Origin of the sequence: Paenibacillus polygoni (genome assembly GCF_030263935.1) — a bacterium.
Taxonomy (GTDB): domain Bacteria; phylum Bacillota; class Bacilli; order Paenibacillales; family Paenibacillaceae; genus Paenibacillus; species Paenibacillus polygoni.
This window is the reverse complement of the sequence record NZ_CP127162.1, coordinates 4322022-4336992: the sequence shown is the minus strand read 5'-3', so window position 1 is coordinate 4336992 and position 14971 is coordinate 4322022. Positions and strand designations below refer to the sequence as shown.

The 14971-nt window shown below is 40.3% G+C and carries 17 protein-coding genes; 13 read left to right on the top strand and 4 right to left on the bottom strand.

What is annotated here, in order from left to right; genetic code table 11:
* Positions 1-473: 473 nt before the first annotated feature.
* Positions 474-1022 (top strand): VanZ family protein, encoded by a 549-nt coding sequence (locus QPK24_RS20800; RefSeq protein WP_285744393.1) that lies wholly within the window; start codon positions 474-476, stop codon positions 1020-1022.
* 201 nt (positions 1023-1223) lie between these two features.
* Here QPK24_RS20800 and QPK24_RS20795 read toward each other — a convergent pair.
* The 3 genes from QPK24_RS20795 to QPK24_RS20785 all read right to left on the bottom strand — a co-directional run bounded on the left by QPK24_RS20795 (position 1224) and on the right by QPK24_RS20785 (position 4862).
* Positions 1224-2557, bottom strand: a protein-coding gene (locus QPK24_RS20795) for an IS3 family transposase (RefSeq protein ID WP_285742314.1) whose coding sequence is annotated in 2 segments (ribosomal slippage) — positions 1224-2173 and positions 2173-2557 — 1335 coding nt in all. Because the reading frame shifts where the segments join, the coding sequence is not laid out codon by codon here.
* Between the two features lie 113 nt (positions 2558-2670).
* A complete protein-coding gene (locus tag QPK24_RS20790; protein WP_285744391.1) occupies positions 2671-3435 on the bottom strand; it encodes a CPBP family intramembrane glutamic endopeptidase in 765 nt (254 codons plus the stop codon).
* A gap of 215 nt (positions 3436-3650) precedes the next feature.
* A complete protein-coding gene (locus QPK24_RS20785; protein WP_285744389.1) occupies positions 3651-4862 on the bottom strand; it encodes a sugar efflux transporter in 1212 nt (403 codons plus the stop codon).
* Between the two features lie 133 nt (positions 4863-4995).
* On the opposite strand from QPK24_RS20785, the gene QPK24_RS20780 reads away from it, so the two are divergent.
* The 8 genes from QPK24_RS20780 (at position 4996) to QPK24_RS20745 (ending at position 10853) form a co-directional block, all read left to right on the top strand.
* Positions 4996-5874 carry a helix-turn-helix domain-containing protein gene (locus QPK24_RS20780; protein ID WP_285744387.1) on the top strand — a complete coding sequence of 293 codons (879 nt, stop codon included), beginning with the start codon at positions 4996-4998 and terminating at the stop codon, positions 5872-5874.
* Positions 5875-6040: 166 nt separating this feature from the next.
* Positions 6041-6904 (top strand): alpha/beta fold hydrolase, encoded by an 864-nt coding sequence (locus QPK24_RS20775; protein ID WP_285744385.1) that lies wholly within the window; start codon positions 6041-6043, stop codon positions 6902-6904.
* A 145-nt stretch (positions 6905-7049) separates the two neighbouring features.
* Positions 7050-7484, top strand: coding sequence for a MarR family winged helix-turn-helix transcriptional regulator (locus QPK24_RS20770; RefSeq protein ID WP_285744383.1), 435 nt, complete (start codon positions 7050-7052; stop codon positions 7482-7484).
* Between the two features lie 210 nt (positions 7485-7694).
* On the top strand, positions 7695-8093 hold the full coding sequence (locus QPK24_RS20765) for a DoxX family protein (protein WP_285744381.1): 399 nt from the start codon (positions 7695-7697) through the stop codon (positions 8091-8093).
* Between the two features lie 46 nt (positions 8094-8139).
* Complete coding sequence (locus QPK24_RS20760; RefSeq protein WP_285744378.1) at positions 8140-9090, top strand: ring-cleaving dioxygenase; 951 nt, start codon at positions 8140-8142, stop codon at positions 9088-9090.
* A gap of 34 nt (positions 9091-9124) precedes the next feature.
* Positions 9125-9736, top strand: a complete 612-nt coding sequence (locus QPK24_RS20755) for a flavin reductase family protein (RefSeq protein WP_285749475.1) — start codon at positions 9125-9127, stop codon at positions 9734-9736.
* Positions 9737-9843: 107 nt separating this feature from the next.
* A complete protein-coding gene (locus tag QPK24_RS20750; RefSeq protein ID WP_285744376.1) occupies positions 9844-10551 on the top strand; it encodes a DsbA family oxidoreductase in 708 nt (235 codons plus the stop codon).
* A gap of 128 nt (positions 10552-10679) precedes the next feature.
* The gene (locus QPK24_RS20745; RefSeq protein ID WP_160035697.1) at positions 10680-10853 is read left to right on the top strand and encodes a GapA-binding peptide SR1P; all 174 of its coding nucleotides are present in this window, start codon (positions 10680-10682) and stop codon (positions 10851-10853) included.
* Positions 10854-10979: 126 nt separating this feature from the next.
* On the opposite strand, the gene QPK24_RS20740 is transcribed toward QPK24_RS20745, so the two are convergent.
* The gene (locus QPK24_RS20740) at positions 10980-12152 is read right to left on the bottom strand and encodes a cation:proton antiporter (RefSeq protein WP_285744373.1); all 1173 of its coding nucleotides are present in this window, start codon (positions 12150-12152) and stop codon (positions 10980-10982) included.
* A 407-nt stretch (positions 12153-12559) separates the two neighbouring features.
* Here QPK24_RS20740 and QPK24_RS20735 point away from each other — a divergent pair, with 407 nt between their 5' ends.
* From QPK24_RS20735 to QPK24_RS20720, 4 genes are all read left to right on the top strand, one after another.
* On the top strand, positions 12560-13126 hold the full coding sequence (locus QPK24_RS20735; protein WP_285744371.1) for a DUF420 domain-containing protein: 567 nt from the start codon (positions 12560-12562) through the stop codon (positions 13124-13126).
* A 148-nt stretch (positions 13127-13274) separates the two neighbouring features.
* Positions 13275-13736 (top strand): MarR family winged helix-turn-helix transcriptional regulator, encoded by a 462-nt coding sequence (locus QPK24_RS20730; RefSeq protein WP_285744369.1) that lies wholly within the window; start codon positions 13275-13277, stop codon positions 13734-13736.
* A gap of 24 nt (positions 13737-13760) precedes the next feature.
* Complete coding sequence (locus QPK24_RS20725; protein ID WP_285744367.1) at positions 13761-14399, top strand: nitroreductase family protein; 639 nt, start codon at positions 13761-13763, stop codon at positions 14397-14399.
* Positions 14400-14410: 11 nt separating this feature from the next.
* A complete protein-coding gene (locus QPK24_RS20720) occupies positions 14411-14707 on the top strand; it encodes a putative quinol monooxygenase (RefSeq protein WP_285744365.1) in 297 nt (98 codons plus the stop codon).
* The last annotated feature ends 264 nt before the right edge of the window (positions 14708-14971 follow it).

Sequence of the window (14971 nt, the reverse complement as noted above, 5' to 3'; positions counted from 1 at the left end):
TGGTTCGATAGACCTAACCCGTTGTTTAATATACCATATTGTGGAATTGCGAGAAAAGAAAAATTTAATCGTTTATCGAATGAATCGTTTTTGTCATTTAGCTTGTAGCATCAGATGTAAAATGCAGTTGAAGAACTGACGGACAAACAGACAAAAGAAGGCACAGCTGAGGATTTTTATAGGGGAAAACTTAAGAAAAATTTAAATTATAACCTACTCTTTATTTAAGAAGTTTCTACTATTCTATAGACATAGAAAACAGGAAGAAACAATTGGTGAAGATGCAAACTTTTTGCTTATCCAAGTGGAGTCTAGCTGATGAATTATGGATGCTGCCGTATAAGGCGTAAATCGTTCGGCAGTAGAGAGATGTAATTTCATAGCACTATAGAAACAGTTTTATTTTACAGAATATTCGTCTGATTAGATCTTGAAATGTGTTACTGAGAATGACAAGACAGGAGGAATTTAAGATGCAAACAGAGACGACACAGAGAAAAAGCAGAACATACATCGTCTGGATGTTATTACTGCTATATATTTGTTTTTTATTTAAAGTCATATTGTTCAAGTTTGGTTCAATTGAGATAGGGCCCATATTGAGTAAAATACATCAAACTCTGATTGATCCGGGCTCTCTAGTAGATCGATTGGATACGGCAAATCTTGATCTATTCAGAACGCTAAGACGGCAGGCAGCTCACCCTAACTTACGAAATGTAGTTAACATAATAGGAAATTTTGTTATCTTTATCCCGTTTGGTTTTTTAATTTCAATGGGAATAAAGAAGGCAAGCTCGGGAATTGTTGTACTCATTGGTTCGTTTGGAATGAGCCTATGCCTGGAAAGTTTACAGCTGATCCTCTCCATGGGGAACTTTGATGTTGATGATCTCTTGCTTAACACACTTGGAGGTATTGCAGGGTATATAGCTTATTATTTTTGTGTTGCGATAAAGGAAGTGTTTCATCATGCAGTATCTTTAGCAGCACCCGTCAAAACAAAAAGAGCCTGCCATTAAATGGCGGGCTTTTTATATTAAACGTATAAACTATTCACCCATAAAATCATTCATATTAATCTAACGAACGATTAGATCCGTTAATGATTAACTCCGTAGAAGAAAAATGCCATGAATCATTTATATCATGAAGTTAATATTTGAAAAGATACCTGTCCCTGTTGTAAACTGTACCCTTTGTAAAGGACACTTTAAAAAAAGCTAAGCCACTTGAAGGAGATGCTGTCTGTATTTTGCAGGCGGCATCTTCTTTAGGTTCCACTGTCCACGATAATGATTGTAATAGAGCATATAACTTCTCACTTCACGTTTCACATCGTGTAAGGTCTCACAGGTCTTTAAATCGATCTCATCTTTTAAATGTCCAAAGAAAGATTCTTGTGGTGCATTATCCCAACAGTTTCCCCGGCGTGACATAGATTGTCCTAATTTCATTTTCTTTACCAACTTTTGAAACTGGGGATTTGTGTAGTGGAATCCTTGATCTGAATGAATAAATGCATCTTTCGCAAAGTGCGAATGATTGCGTTTTAATTGGCGTAGCGTATTTAAAGCAATATCTAGAGTGATCTTATCAGATATTTCATAGGCTAAAATCTCATTCGTTTCGGCATCTTTTATCGTCGACAAATACGCACGTTTACCGTGAGCGTAGGATAAGTAAGTGATGTCCGTTAATAATACCTTGCCTGCTACACCTTGTTTAAACTGGCGCTGCAAGAGGTTTGGACATGTACGGTGTTCGTGCGTCGCTTTCGCCATCCGACGATAAGGATTCGCTTTTCGGATCGGACAAAATATATTGAACTTCTTCATGATGCGACGAATTCGTTTTAAGTTGTAAATGATATGATATTGATTTTTTAATGTCATTTTAATTTGACGAGCACCTTTCTTTCTTCGACGGAAATGATAGGCTTTTAAAATGATATCTCTTACTTTTTCATCTGCTATATTGCGTACTGTACGCTTTCGTACTGATTTTTCGTGGAAATAATTATAGTAGCCAGAACGAGACACACCGATCGTTTCACACAAATAGTGTACCAAGCGATTTAGCTGATATTTTTCAATGGTCTGACGAATTAATTCAAACTTCTGTTTTGTTACGAGTTTAATTTCTTCTTCAACATCTGCCTTTCGAGTAGATCGAGCTTTTTTAAAAGTTCATTCTCAGCCTGTAATAATCGATTTTTTGCTTCTAGTCGTAAAACCTTTTCTTCTAAACTTAATTCTCGCTCTAAGGGGCGACCAGAGTTTGTTTTTCTTGTATCCTGTAGACCTTCATCTCCATGTTCACGATAAGCTCCACGCCAACGCTTTCCAGCAGAATGGATGCGTTTTATGCCGATTAGCTCAGCGTCTAAGCCAGCTTCTTCAAAAATAGTTCTGGGTAACTTTCCTTTCTTATTTTCATTAATAAATAGTCGTTTAAACTCATCTGTATATGTAATCGCTTTGTTGCTAACAGATCGGACATGAGGATTACGCTTTAGTTGGGCTTGTTCTTTTTCCGTAAATAATCGTTTGGTCATCTTTATTCGCTCCGATGTTTTTTTCTTATTATAAACAAAAGTACCCCACAGGATAGACTTTTTTCAAAGTGTCTACTCTGTAGGGTACAGTTTATTGGAGACGGCGTTTTTTTTTACACATTTACGTTTCGAGTATCAGGTATGTCAGATACGTTCTTTGTCTTGGCAGCCATACTTCGCCATAAGTATATGGAATACACCAGCATAATTCCAATAATGAGGTATTCTATAGCGGCAGGTTCATTCACATTACCTATCGAATTCCCCATAAATTGAAGGAAGTTATTCAGTCCATGAAAAAGAATAGGAATGACGATGGATTGTCTATGAACTATAAGCAGAGAAAGGACTAGTCCGACGATAAATGCATATATAATTTGAAAAAAGGTATCTATGAGAGACTGCCCGCCAATCAGCTGAAGAGAGTGAGTAATTGCAAACAGAAAGCTCGTCGTAAAGACGGCAACACGGAATCCTTTGGAAAGGAGAAGCCTGAGCATAAAGCCGCGGAAGAACATTTCTTCTACCAATCCAATGACTAGGATCTGTATAAGGAGCATCATAAAAAGATCAGGTAAAGAGGAGGTGTTCAGCCCGTTATTTCCGTAAGCGATGAGGATAAGTACAAGGATCAGCGGCAAGGAGTAAAGTAAAGCTTTTTTAGCTGAAGATTGGGAGGTAAAGAAATAGTGTTTCCACTTGTTCCCCACAAGCAAATAGATGAGAATACCAAGTGCGAGCGGGATCACTCCAATGAATTGAAGCAGAGGACGCTCAGGAGAAGTAATGGATACAAAGGCTCCGTTCGCTGTAAAGAAGACCATTAGTAATAATTCGAGCCCAATAATACTCAGAATAATCCTTTTGTTTGTTCGCAAATTGACTGCCCCCGATATGTATAGTTTAGTTGTTGAAATATACAGCTAATGAATTAATTTCACCATACTTTTAATTGCTCTTCCATCCATCTAATTATATTCTAAAACTGATGTTATAAGAAGTTAATATATAAAAATCTACATAAAAAAGCTCATCCTCTTTTTATTGCAAAGAGAATGAGCGAGATATTGGAAAGTTTAAAATAAAGACCGGGTTATACGGCTAATTTCTGTGTCCCATTTTTCGAGTGTCGTTCGCTTACCACTAGCATGATGGCAGCAACGCTGACAAGTACAAAACAGAATAAAAATGAATAACGGTAACCTACAATACTGGCTACTCCCCCGCCAACAAGGCTGCCCACCAGTCTTCCAATCGTCGATGAATTAGAGTAGAGCGTTGATGCGTATCCAGGCATGCTTGGAAGCAGATCCTGCATATAGCTGATGCCAATGGCAGAGATAACCGCAACAAAGAAAGCAAGCAGTAACTGCGCAGCAAGCATTTGCCACATTTCACCTGAGATGACGACAACGAGATAATATGCTCCCCCTAGAATAGCCCCATACAACATGAGGATCCGGTTACTATATTTTGAGCCTAGGAGACCAAGCATAATCATAAAAGGAATTTCCAGTGCAGCACAAATACTGCTGACAAGACCGACATCTGTTGTTGTCCCGCCTAGGTTGTTCGTAATAAAGAGAGCCGTATTTAGGCTGCTCATCCAGTGAGCTATATAAAGCAGTGTCAGGATAAGAAAAGGAAACAGGATCGACCGATTTTGATGCAGCCGTACACTTTGTGCCGGACTTCCTGTGCCGCTCGTCTTTAGTTCAACATTTGATTTCAGGAATGCAAAGACGAGAAATGCAACAAGTAGGAAAATGGCGATCGTTCCCGAAAAAATACCGCTAAAACCGACGGCCTCCAGAAGCAGGGTACCAAATAATGGACCTGTAATAAAACCAAGGGAGAAGGCAGAACGTAAGGTAGAATTAGCAAAGGAATGATCAGTAGATTGGCTCTTCGTTACTGCTTCTCTTGCAATCGCAAATAATTGAGGCATACCTGGTGCACCAAGTGCTGTGAACACGGTCATATATATGAACAGGAACGTAAAGTCTTTAATGAGCAAGTATCCACTAAAAGCCAAGGCATTGCAGAGGGTGGAGACGATATAGATATGTTTTCGATTCAAACCAAGGTCAGAACGTTTCCCAATCAGTATGCTGACCCAGATTCCGGCAATTAAAGTGACGGCAAGGAAAACACCAAATACCCCTACAGATACACCGAGTTGCTCTGTAAAATAAATCGATAGAAAAGGCGCACTGAGTGAGATTGCCATTCCCTGCAGCAACATACATAAAAAGAGCAGGGCATAAGAAGGAATAGAAAATAGTCCAATGAGTCTTTTTATCATGATAATAAGATACTCCTCTATGTTGTTTAGAATTAGATAGCCAACCGCGTTATAGTATACTTGAAAAAGACAATAATAATATATACGGTATTTAACTGAAAACCTCAACTATTTGGCTAAAGGGGTTATTTTGATGGACATAAGATTACATGCTTGTTCTTATTCTCTACATAATGGTCCTTTTAAAACATCTTATAATCCGCCGCCTTTCTATTTAATTCGGCTTCAGGTGTTGGGCGTTGCAAAAGCTCTAGTTCATGGAGAAATGAAACCAATTTCACCCGGAGATCTTCTCATGTATCCTCCAGGGGAACCTTATCATTTAAGGGTAGGCAAAGAGGGGGAAGATACGGAAAGCGGTGATTACTTTTTACTGTGTGACGGAAGCTGGGTGGATGAATGGTGGGGAAGACATCATCGCGATACTTTAAAAAGAATTCCATTAGATGATCATCTTATATATCTATGGCAGCAGTTGTCCATCGAACAGCACCGAGTCAATCGGAACAACCAGGAGATCATTGGTCACTTGTTATGTACGCTGCTACTAACGTTGGATCAGGTAACATGGGTCACGGGTCAGAAGCAAGGGCAGGATTCCGTTCGGAGTAATGAACTTGTTGTCAAAATGAAGCAATATATTAATGATCATGCCCTTCGTCCTCTTCGGGTGGAAGAAGTGGCTCATCATGCTGGACTGAGTGTATCAAGAGCTGTACACCTATTTAAAGAGGTTACCGGTTATACAATCATCGGATACGCTGGTGAGATCCGCCTGTCACATGCGATCGAGCGGATTCAGTATACAGAAGCAAGTCTAGAAAGTATTGCATATGCCTGTGGATTTAGTACGTACTCTTATTTTCATAAATGTTTTAAAGAAAAAGTAGGGTGTACACCAAGCGAGTTCCGTAAACGCCCTGTTTTAGTTGGAAGAGACAATCAGCACCAGGGTACAATACAGGATATTTCTGGAATTTCACCGGATGCTTGTCGTTTTCTCCGTTCCTAAGCCTATACAGGAATGCTTCTTTCCTTATGTTATCTGCTGCGTTTGGATTCATCCGACCAAGGTTAAATATACTCACAAGGTTAGCTCAGAAGCTGCGTGATGATAAGGGAAAGGCATATCAATGAAAAGGATTGAAGTTTATTTATTTCGGTTAGGAGGAGAAACGATGGGACGCTATATACAAGTTGAAGAAAACGTGAAAATTTACGTGGAAGATTTAGGGGAAGGGACTCCTGTTATTTTCCTTCATGGTTGGCCTGCTAATCATAAAATGTTTGAATATCAATTTTCCCGTTTGCCCGCTAATGGATATCGTTGTATTGGTATTGATTTTCGTGGATTCGGTAAATCGGATGCCCCATGGGAGAGTTATTCCTACGATCGACTTGCCGATGATGTTAGAACGGTTATTGATGAGCTCGGGGTTACCGATGCTACATTGTTTGGCTTCTCCATGGGGGGCGCGGTGGCGATAAGATATATGGCCCGGCATAACGGACATGGGGTTAAAAGTCTCGTATTGGCAGGAGCAGCAGCGCCCGTGTTTACGAAACGAGATGATTTTGACTATGGCATGGATCCTGAGGAGTTTACCGAACAGATGATTGTGGCTGCTTTTGAAGATCGGCCGAAAATGCTGACAAAACTAGGACTTCAATTTACAAAAACCAAAACAAAAGCAGGTATGATGATCTGGCTTCAATCTCTTTGTTTGCAAGCTTCGCATCATGGAACAGTTAAGGCAGCTTTGTCTTTACGGGAAGAAGATTTGCGTTCCGATTTGTCTAAAATCAAGGTGCCAACCGTTATTTTTCACGGAGCAAAGGACAAAATTTGTGAACCGAATCTGGCTAAACTCACAAGTGAAGCCATTGCTGGTTCGAGAATAGTCATGTTTGAACAAAGCGGCCATGCCATGATGTTTGATGAACAGGCTAAATTTAATGAAGAACTTCTGCTTTTTCTAAACACAGAGGATTTGCTTCGTAGAAGCGAAGATATAGACCATGTAAATGCCGTGTCAAAATAAAATGGAGCCGGATCCTTTCCTATTTTCTTTTTAAAGGATTCGGTTTATTTCTTTTGTGAAAAAAGTAGGTTGCATTATAAATAAAAAGCATGTATATTAATAATATCTTAAATTTAAGATAATATACGAGAGAGGGATGAACGTAATGAATAATGACTCATTATCATTGAAATTGTTCGTTATTCTCTCTAAGACTTACCGGGTAATTATGGAACAAGCAGTGAAGGATATGAAAAGACATGGATTTTCTGAGACCGAATTTGCCATGTTGGAACTTTTGTACCATAAAGGGAAAATCCCGATGCAGCAATTGAGCGAGAAGCTGCTGATTACGAGCGGTGGCATTACCTATACTGCAGATAAGCTTGAGAATAAGGGGCTTCTTAGAAGGGTTGCATGTCCGTCTGACCGCCGGGTAACCTACGCAGAGATTACGGAAGAGGGAAGTGAAATGTTTCATGACGTCTTTCCAGAACACCAGAAAGTGATTGAATCCACCATGACTGGACTAACTGATGAAGAGAAGAGAGAAGCAATTGATTTGCTAAAGAAACTTGGTTTATCCGCTCAGAACACTTAGCTGCTCATACGATTACATAAGAGAATAGTAAAAGCGGGTGTTAAGCTTGCAGATCACTGTACGGATGAATTTTAATCAAAATAATAATCAACAGTAAAAAGAATTTATTTTTTTGCATAAATATCTTAAATTTAAGATAAATGATTCTAAACTAACTGTTGATGAATATATTTCATACAAATAAATGAACAAAGAAAAGGGGAATTACAAATGGTAGGAACAGGATTGCTAATGATTCGCTTGGTGGTAGGACTTATTTTTGCAGCACATGGAACACAGAAATTATTTGGTTGGTTTGGCGGTTATGGACCCAAAGGTACAGGCGGATGGATGGAATCCATTGGGATTAAACCAGGGGTGGCAGCAGCCGTAATGGCAGGGCTTGTTGAATTTGTAGGCGGAATTGCTTTTGCAGCAGGACTTTTTACTCCAGTTGTCGCTGTACTGCTTGCACTTACGATGATTGTAGCAATGGTTAAGGTGCATGGACCCAATGGTTTCTGGGCGACAGAGGGTGGAGTTGAGCTTAATGTCATTCTCATGGCAGTGCTGATTGGTGTCGCTTTTACAGGGGCAGGTGCTTACTCTATTGATGCTTTGATTCAGTAAAACGAATAAATAGGATGAACTTACTATATTAGAAGAGGTGAACAAGATGAGACAACAAACGGCAGGAATTCATCATATCACAGCTTTCGTATCAGACGCTCAGAGGAACGTAGATTTTTACGCAGGGGTTCTTGGATTACGACTTGTAAAAAAGACAATTAATTTTGATGCTCCGGATGTCTATCATCTTTATTTTGGTAATGAACAAGGGAGTCCAGGCACAGTGATCACCTTCTTCCCGTTCCCTACGGGACGTAAAGGAACAATAGGCGGAGGTCAGGTTGGGTGGACAACGTATGCAGTGCCTGTCGGTTCACTTGAGTTCTGGAAGGAACGTTTGAATAAATTTGGTATTTCCTATACGATGGTAGAACGTTTTTCAGAAAGTTATGTACAGTTTCGAGATGTGGATGGACTGCAGCTTGAACTTGTAGAGAGAGAAGAAGGACCTGCAAGCCAGTGGACCTTTGGCGGAGTACCTGCTGAGAAAGCAATTAAGGGATTCGGAGGGGCGCTGCTCTATAGCACAAATCCAAAAGAAACGATGGTGACGCTAGAGCATACACTCGGATTGACCAAAGTAGGCGAAGATAAGGGAGTTGTTCGTTTCCGCTCAACTGGAGAGCTCGGTAATCTGATTGATGTAAGCAAAACACAGATAGCACCGGGGAGAAACGGTACCGGGATTGTGCATCATATTGCCTGGAGAGCAGCGGATGAAGCTGATCATCTACGCTGGAGTACTGCTGTAAGAGCAGACGGATTTGAGCTAACCCCAGTAAAGGATCGGAATTACTTTAAAGCACTCTATTTTCGGGAAAAAGGGGGAATTCTGTTCGAGATTGCAACAGATCCTCCTGGATTTACTGTGGATGAACCTGTGGCAGAGCTGGGGGAGAGTTTAATGCTGCCAGAATGGTATGAGAATAAACGCCCTCTGCTTGAACAGAATCTGGTTCCCCTTGTTGTTCGTGTGCTGGAACAGGACTCTAGGTAAGTAGAAAAGGAGCTGATTTTCAATGGACATGTCTATGCGAACGATTGATCCTCTCACGCAAACAGAAAGAGAGAATTATAAGCTTCTCACAGGAAGTATTATTCCAAGACCGGTTGCTTTTGTGACGACTTTATCGGAAGAGGGAACGATCAATGGAGCTCCTTACAGCTATTTCAATATCGTCACCGCGAATCCTCCAATGATCTCGATCTCAGTGCAGCGAAAAAATGGACATCTGAAGGACACTGCACGTCATGCCATGCATCAGAAAGAGTTTGTCGTTCATATAACCGACGAAATGAATGTGGATCAGATTAATCAGACTGCGGCGAGCTTACCTCCTTCCGAAAGTGAGATTGAAAGGGCAGGACTAACCCTGGTTTCAAGTGACCTAATACAAGTTCCTGGAGTAAAAGAGGCGAAATTTCGTATGGAATGTGTACTTGAAGCAGCCTATCCCTTAGGAGGAACAGAGAGTGCTCCTTCCTGTGATTTAATCATCGGCCGAGTTGTTCGTTATCATGTAGCTGATTCTCTAATCGATCATGGCCGAATTGATGCAAGCAAACTTCAGCCGGTTAGTCGTCTTGCAGGGAATTATTACTCGAAGCTAGGTCCGATGTTTTCAATCGAGCGCCCTGAGTAAAAAGCTTTAGAATTCATTTCATACCATTAATTTACTGTTATTGATTATGGTTAACTAATATTTAATAGCAACATGGCAGTTTCATCATATTATTGGGAGGGTATACAATGAAAATCGAAATTTGGTCAGATTATATGTGTCCATTTTGCTATATTGGAAAACGCCGCTTTGAAGAAGCTTTGAATTCGTTTCCTCATAAAGATCAGGTTGAAGTCGTTTATCGTAGTTTTGAATTGAATCCAAACGGATCACGCGATACAGATCAGACAACTTACGACAGTCTTGCGAAAAAGTACGGAATGTCTGTTCAAGAGGCAAAATCAATGACAGATAATGTCGTAGCACAAGCGCGTACGGTTGGACTGAACTACAATTTTGACGTTATTAAACCAACGAATTCGTTTGATGCGCACCGTTTAACTCATTATGCTGCAGAGCAAGGGAAAGCAAGTGAGATGACAGAAATACTTTTCTCCGCTTATTTTGAAAAAGGCGAACATATTGGCAGCAGGGAAGTTCTTATTCGTCTTGCAGGAGAGATTGGAATGGATTCCAAACAGGTTGAGAAGATTCTGGAGGAATCGACCTATGCTGAGGAAGTACGCAGAGATGAGAAACAAGGTGCTGAGCTTGGAATTCAAGGTGTTCCTTTCTTTGTAATTGATCGTAAATATGGGATCTCGGGTGCTCAGCCACCTCAAGTGTTCACAGATGCATTAACGCAGGCTTGGTCTGAATCTCAGCCACTGAAGGTTATCGGAGGCAGTGATGCTGCGTTATGTACGGATGATTCTTGCAGTTTACCTGATAAATAAAAAAGGATCCTTATCACAAATGTCTGGCATTTCTGCCGGGCATTTTTTTTATCTCAGGAGAGTCATAAAAAATGATAACGCTTACTATACATGTAGAGAAGAAACGAAAAAAGAGGAGGTTTACTTAGGTGGAGAAATACAAGAGCTCTAATCCGCTGGGTGTGATTTTGTGTCGGGACTGTTATAGTGAGCTCGGTGTGCAGGAGACAGACCGTGTCCAGATTTTCTATTCATCTTGCGGTTCAGTCCATTGCAAAGAAACAAGACTGAATACGGAGTACGAACAATATATGGACGAATAATGATTATATTACTCTTATGTAGATAAGATGATGATACAGGATACCAAGCAATGACCCAAAAAAATTAAAAACAGGCTTATACATCCCTATTTACTGTGATGTATAAGCCTGTTTATTTATATTTATTTAACGGTTGTTCTCTAACTTAACTTCCTTTTTAGTAGAGAACATGATTTTAAGAAGCGGCGGTGTTACTAGGGTAGTGACAATGACCATAATGATGAGTGAAGTGTAATATTCAGGATCAAGCAGACCTGCTGCAAGACCTGTACCTGCAATGATCAGAGCTACTTCACCGCGAGAAATCATACCAGCACCGATGGAAAAAGAAGAACGTCCTTTGAAACCAGTCAGACGCGCACCTAAAGCTCCGCCTAGCAGTTTCGTCAAAATAGCAACAATACTAATTACGATAATGAATCCGATCTGTGAACCGACTCCTTCAAAGTCGACATTTAGTCCGATACTTACAAAGAATACAGGAACAAACAAACTGTACGCGATCGGTTCAAGCTTACTTTCAACCGTATGCTTAAATTCAGTCTGCGAAATCGCAATACCTGCGGCAAATGCACCAATAATACCTGCTATACCCATCCATTCAGCAAAATAGGAAAAGGCGAGTGCAATAATAACTCCGCCAGAAATCACAGTTTCTGTTACTTTCAGTTTGGCGAACCATTTCATCATTAGGGGGACGACCCAGATGGAAGCGGCAATGATGACAGCGAAGAAAAGAATTTTCTTTCCAATAAGACTACCAATACTTACGCTCTCTCCACTTGTTCCGAGAACACTCATCATGACTGCCAGCAAGACGACAACGAGAATATCATCAACAACAGCGGCCCCAAGAATCGTAGTACCCTCCTGCGAACTTAGCTGGTCCATTTCTTTTAGCGTTTGCACAGAGATACTTACGGAAGTAGCACAGAATAGAAGACCGAAGAATAGGGCATGATGATTCTCCATACCAAAGCTCAGTGCAGCTCCATATCCCCCGAAGAAAGGCAAGATAACCCCGCCTACGGCAACAGCTAAAGCAGCCTTCCAGTTCTTACGAAGCTGATCCAAATCCGTTTCGAGACCAGCTATAAACATAAGAACAAGTACACCGATTTCTGAGAATTCGTGGATGAACGACGTTTGTTGAACCCAGCCAAGGATCGCCGGTCCGAGAATAACCCCTGCAATTAACTCACCAAGGACGGAAGGTTGGCCTAATCTTACCGAGAGGTGACCTGCAATTTTGGTGAAAATAAGAATGAGCACGAGGTGTAAAATAAAAATAAAATCCATCTGTTGTTCCCCTTTCGAAGTAGGTTTATATTGTTCGCCAGTGAGAGTTTTTTTATGATTACACACAAAAAAAGCCTATTTACGCAAGATCCCCATAAATACGCCTGAATATAGACAGAAGGGGGCCTTGTGTGCCAGACTCCTCCTGTGAACAATATATATAATTGTGATATGTTTTACGTTTCTCTTTTTTATTGTACATTTTTTTATAACAAATGGGAAGGGGAATCGTTATTCAGTCCTTATCAACAACCTTTCGGTTAAGAAAAAGCAGGAGTTTTAAGTAGGCATAGGAACCCCATCAAAGTATCCTGGATAAAGTTCAGAGTGTTGTCACTTAACAATCAACTATTATGAAGTTTATAATTGAAGTAAGGATTTACCTATAGAGGAGGATAACGTTCGTTATGAGCAAAGGTATAGTAAAAGAAAGTGACTACGTCCCGACGACGAAGAAGAATTTTGCGGGGATTATTATTAGCTTTTCATTGATTGCCAATGTTATTATATTGCTGCTCTTTTTTGCGCCAGTAGGTTATAACGGTGAAGTGCATTTCGATTATACAATACTCCCGCGGATCAACGCAGTACTCAACAGTTTTACATTTATTTTTTTGCTAGCAGCACTTATTGCTATTCTAAAGAAAAATGTTAAGATTCATAAACGATTTGTAATTGCAGCATTTGTTTCTACATTGTTATTTCTAGTAACCTATCTTACCTTCCATTACATTTCGCCGGAGACATCTAAGTTTGGAGGAGAAGGATTTATTCGTCCTGTGTACTTCACCATCTTGATTACTCATAGCTTTTTAGCTGCTGTCATTGTGCCGCTTGCTCTTTTCTCACTCGTGTGGGGCTGGACAATGCAGGTAGAAAAACACCGGAAGATTGCGCGATGGACGATGCCGATTTGGCTTTATGTAAGCTTTACAGGGGTAATTGTGTATCTTATGATGGCACCTTATTATTAAGAGTGAGTAGTTACGTAAGAAGTAGTAGATGAATAAAAGACCGGAATGTCTCTTTTTAAGAGATATTTCGGTTTTTTTTGCAAAAAAACTTGATTGTTTAGAAAATAAGGGATATAATTGACCCATCAACCATTGAGGAGTCAATGATTTGAAGGAGGTCTTTATTATCTCTACATGTCGTACGGAAGACCTATTATATTTGCTTATGCATCTTAATAAGCATATTGCTACCCAGTTTGAACGCTGTGCGGGTGTAAGTCCTAATCGGCTTGAACTCTTATGTAAACTGACGGGCGGAGAAATCAGCCAATCCGATTTACAGAAGGCAGTATCCATTGATCCTGCGGCTGTGACACGTCACGTTCAGCAACTGGAGGCGGAAGGAATATTACTCCGCACGAGAAGCGAGATCGATAACCGGATTACGTTAGTTCAGCTGACGGAAGAAGGAAGAAACAAAGTAGAAGCTTTCAAAGCGGAGAAAGAACGATTTATGGAGGAACTGCAAACCGATCTCACAGAAGCAGAGCGTATTCAGTTTCTTGAAACATTACAGAAGCTAAATAACCAGATCCACCAAATGAAAGATCCCGGAAAGACGAATAAATGATATAGATAAAAGGAGCCTATTACCATGACTGTAAATTCAGTAATCAAAGATTATAAAGAAGTCATTTCTTCCCGCCGTTCGGTGCGCGTGTATGACCCTGCGGTTAAAATTAGCCGTGAAGAAATGACAGAAATTTTGGAGGAGGCAACACTTGCTCCATCTTCTGTTAACCTCCAACCATGGAGATTCCTAGTTATTGACAGCCCAGAAGGGAAAGCAGCTCTTGAAGAACTGGCTCCAGGAAACTTGCACCAAGTGAAAACTTCTTCTGCAGTCATTGCTGTATTTGGAGACATGAATGCATTTGACAATGCTGACGAAATTATGAGCAGTGCAGTAGAACGCGGATTTATGCCACAAGATGTGAAGGAAAAGATCATGGCGAACTACACAGATCTGTTTGGTCGTATTTCAGCAGGTGCATTCCGCGAAATGATCTTAATCGACTGCGGATTGGTTTCCATGCAGCTTATGCTTTCTGCTCGTGCTCATGGATATGACACTAACCCAATCGGCGGTTATGATAAATCCCGAATTGCAGAAGCATTTGGAATGGATAAAGAACTTTACGTACCTGTGATGCTAATTTCCATCGGTAAAGCAGCTAAAGAAGCACGTAAGACAACACGTCTGCCTATAGACCGTGTTGCACAGTGGAAGTGAGGAGAATACCTATGATAATTATTCATGCAGAAATGAAAGTGAACCCTGCTGTAGAGTCTGAATTTCTTGAAGCAGTAAAAGAGTTGGTAGCATCTTCACGCGCTGAAGAAGGTAATGTTTCATACAAACTATTTAAAGATACAGAGCAAGAGAATACCTATCTAATGATCGAAGAGTGGAAAGATCAGGATGCTGTAGCTTCTCATAATGCAAGTGCTCATTTCCAGGCATTTGTAGCTAAAGCCCCTAAATATTTGTCAGCTCCACTGAATGTGCAGGCATACGCAGGTCAGCCTATTAACAAGTAAGATATCGGCTAAAGAAGATAGGAAGAAATGGTCTATTCCTAATAGGATTGACTAAAAAAGCGGAGAAACTAGCTAATCTAGTTTCTCCGCTTTTTATCGTTTAATTTTTTTGCGTAATTGCATTGACAGATAAGAATGGAATGATACAATGAATCTTGTGTCCAATTGATAATGAATATCATTATCTAAGGCAATTAATACCAGAGTTTCCTACATAATGATCCATCCGTTTGTTTCAGATGTAAGTAGTATCCCTATCCTCCT

What these genes read in the sequence shown, in the direction of transcription:
- QPK24_RS20725 (WP_285744367.1), top strand. Translation starts at nt 13,761, where the DNA reads ATGACTGTAAATTCAGTAATCAAAGATTATAAAGAAGTCATTTCTTCC.
- QPK24_RS20780 (WP_285744387.1), top strand. Translation starts at nt 4,996, where the DNA reads ATGGACATAAGATTACATGCTTGTTCTTATTCTCTACATAATGGTCCT.
- QPK24_RS20760 (WP_285744378.1), top strand. Translation starts at nt 8,140, where the DNA reads ATGAGACAACAAACGGCAGGAATTCATCATATCACAGCTTTCGTATCA.
- QPK24_RS20785 (WP_285744389.1), bottom strand. Translation starts at nt 4,862, where the DNA reads ATGATAAAAAGACTCATTGGACTATTTTCTATTCCTTCTTATGCCCTG.
- QPK24_RS20770 (WP_285744383.1), top strand. Translation starts at nt 7,050, where the DNA reads ATGAATAATGACTCATTATCATTGAAATTGTTCGTTATTCTCTCTAAG.
- QPK24_RS20800 (WP_285744393.1), top strand. Translation starts at nt 474, where the DNA reads ATGCAAACAGAGACGACACAGAGAAAAAGCAGAACATACATCGTCTGG.
- QPK24_RS20765 (WP_285744381.1), top strand. Translation starts at nt 7,695, where the DNA reads ATGGTAGGAACAGGATTGCTAATGATTCGCTTGGTGGTAGGACTTATT.
- QPK24_RS20735 (WP_285744371.1), top strand. Translation starts at nt 12,560, where the DNA reads ATGAGCAAAGGTATAGTAAAAGAAAGTGACTACGTCCCGACGACGAAG.
- QPK24_RS20740 (WP_285744373.1), bottom strand. Translation starts at nt 12,152, where the DNA reads ATGGATTTTATTTTTATTTTACACCTCGTGCTCATTCTTATTTTCACC.
- QPK24_RS20750 (WP_285744376.1), top strand. Translation starts at nt 9,844, where the DNA reads ATGAAAATCGAAATTTGGTCAGATTATATGTGTCCATTTTGCTATATT.
- QPK24_RS20775 (WP_285744385.1), top strand. Translation starts at nt 6,041, where the DNA reads ATGGGACGCTATATACAAGTTGAAGAAAACGTGAAAATTTACGTGGAA.
- QPK24_RS20720 (WP_285744365.1), top strand. Translation starts at nt 14,411, where the DNA reads ATGATAATTATTCATGCAGAAATGAAAGTGAACCCTGCTGTAGAGTCT.
- QPK24_RS20755 (WP_285749475.1), top strand. Translation starts at nt 9,125, where the DNA reads ATGCGAACGATTGATCCTCTCACGCAAACAGAAAGAGAGAATTATAAG.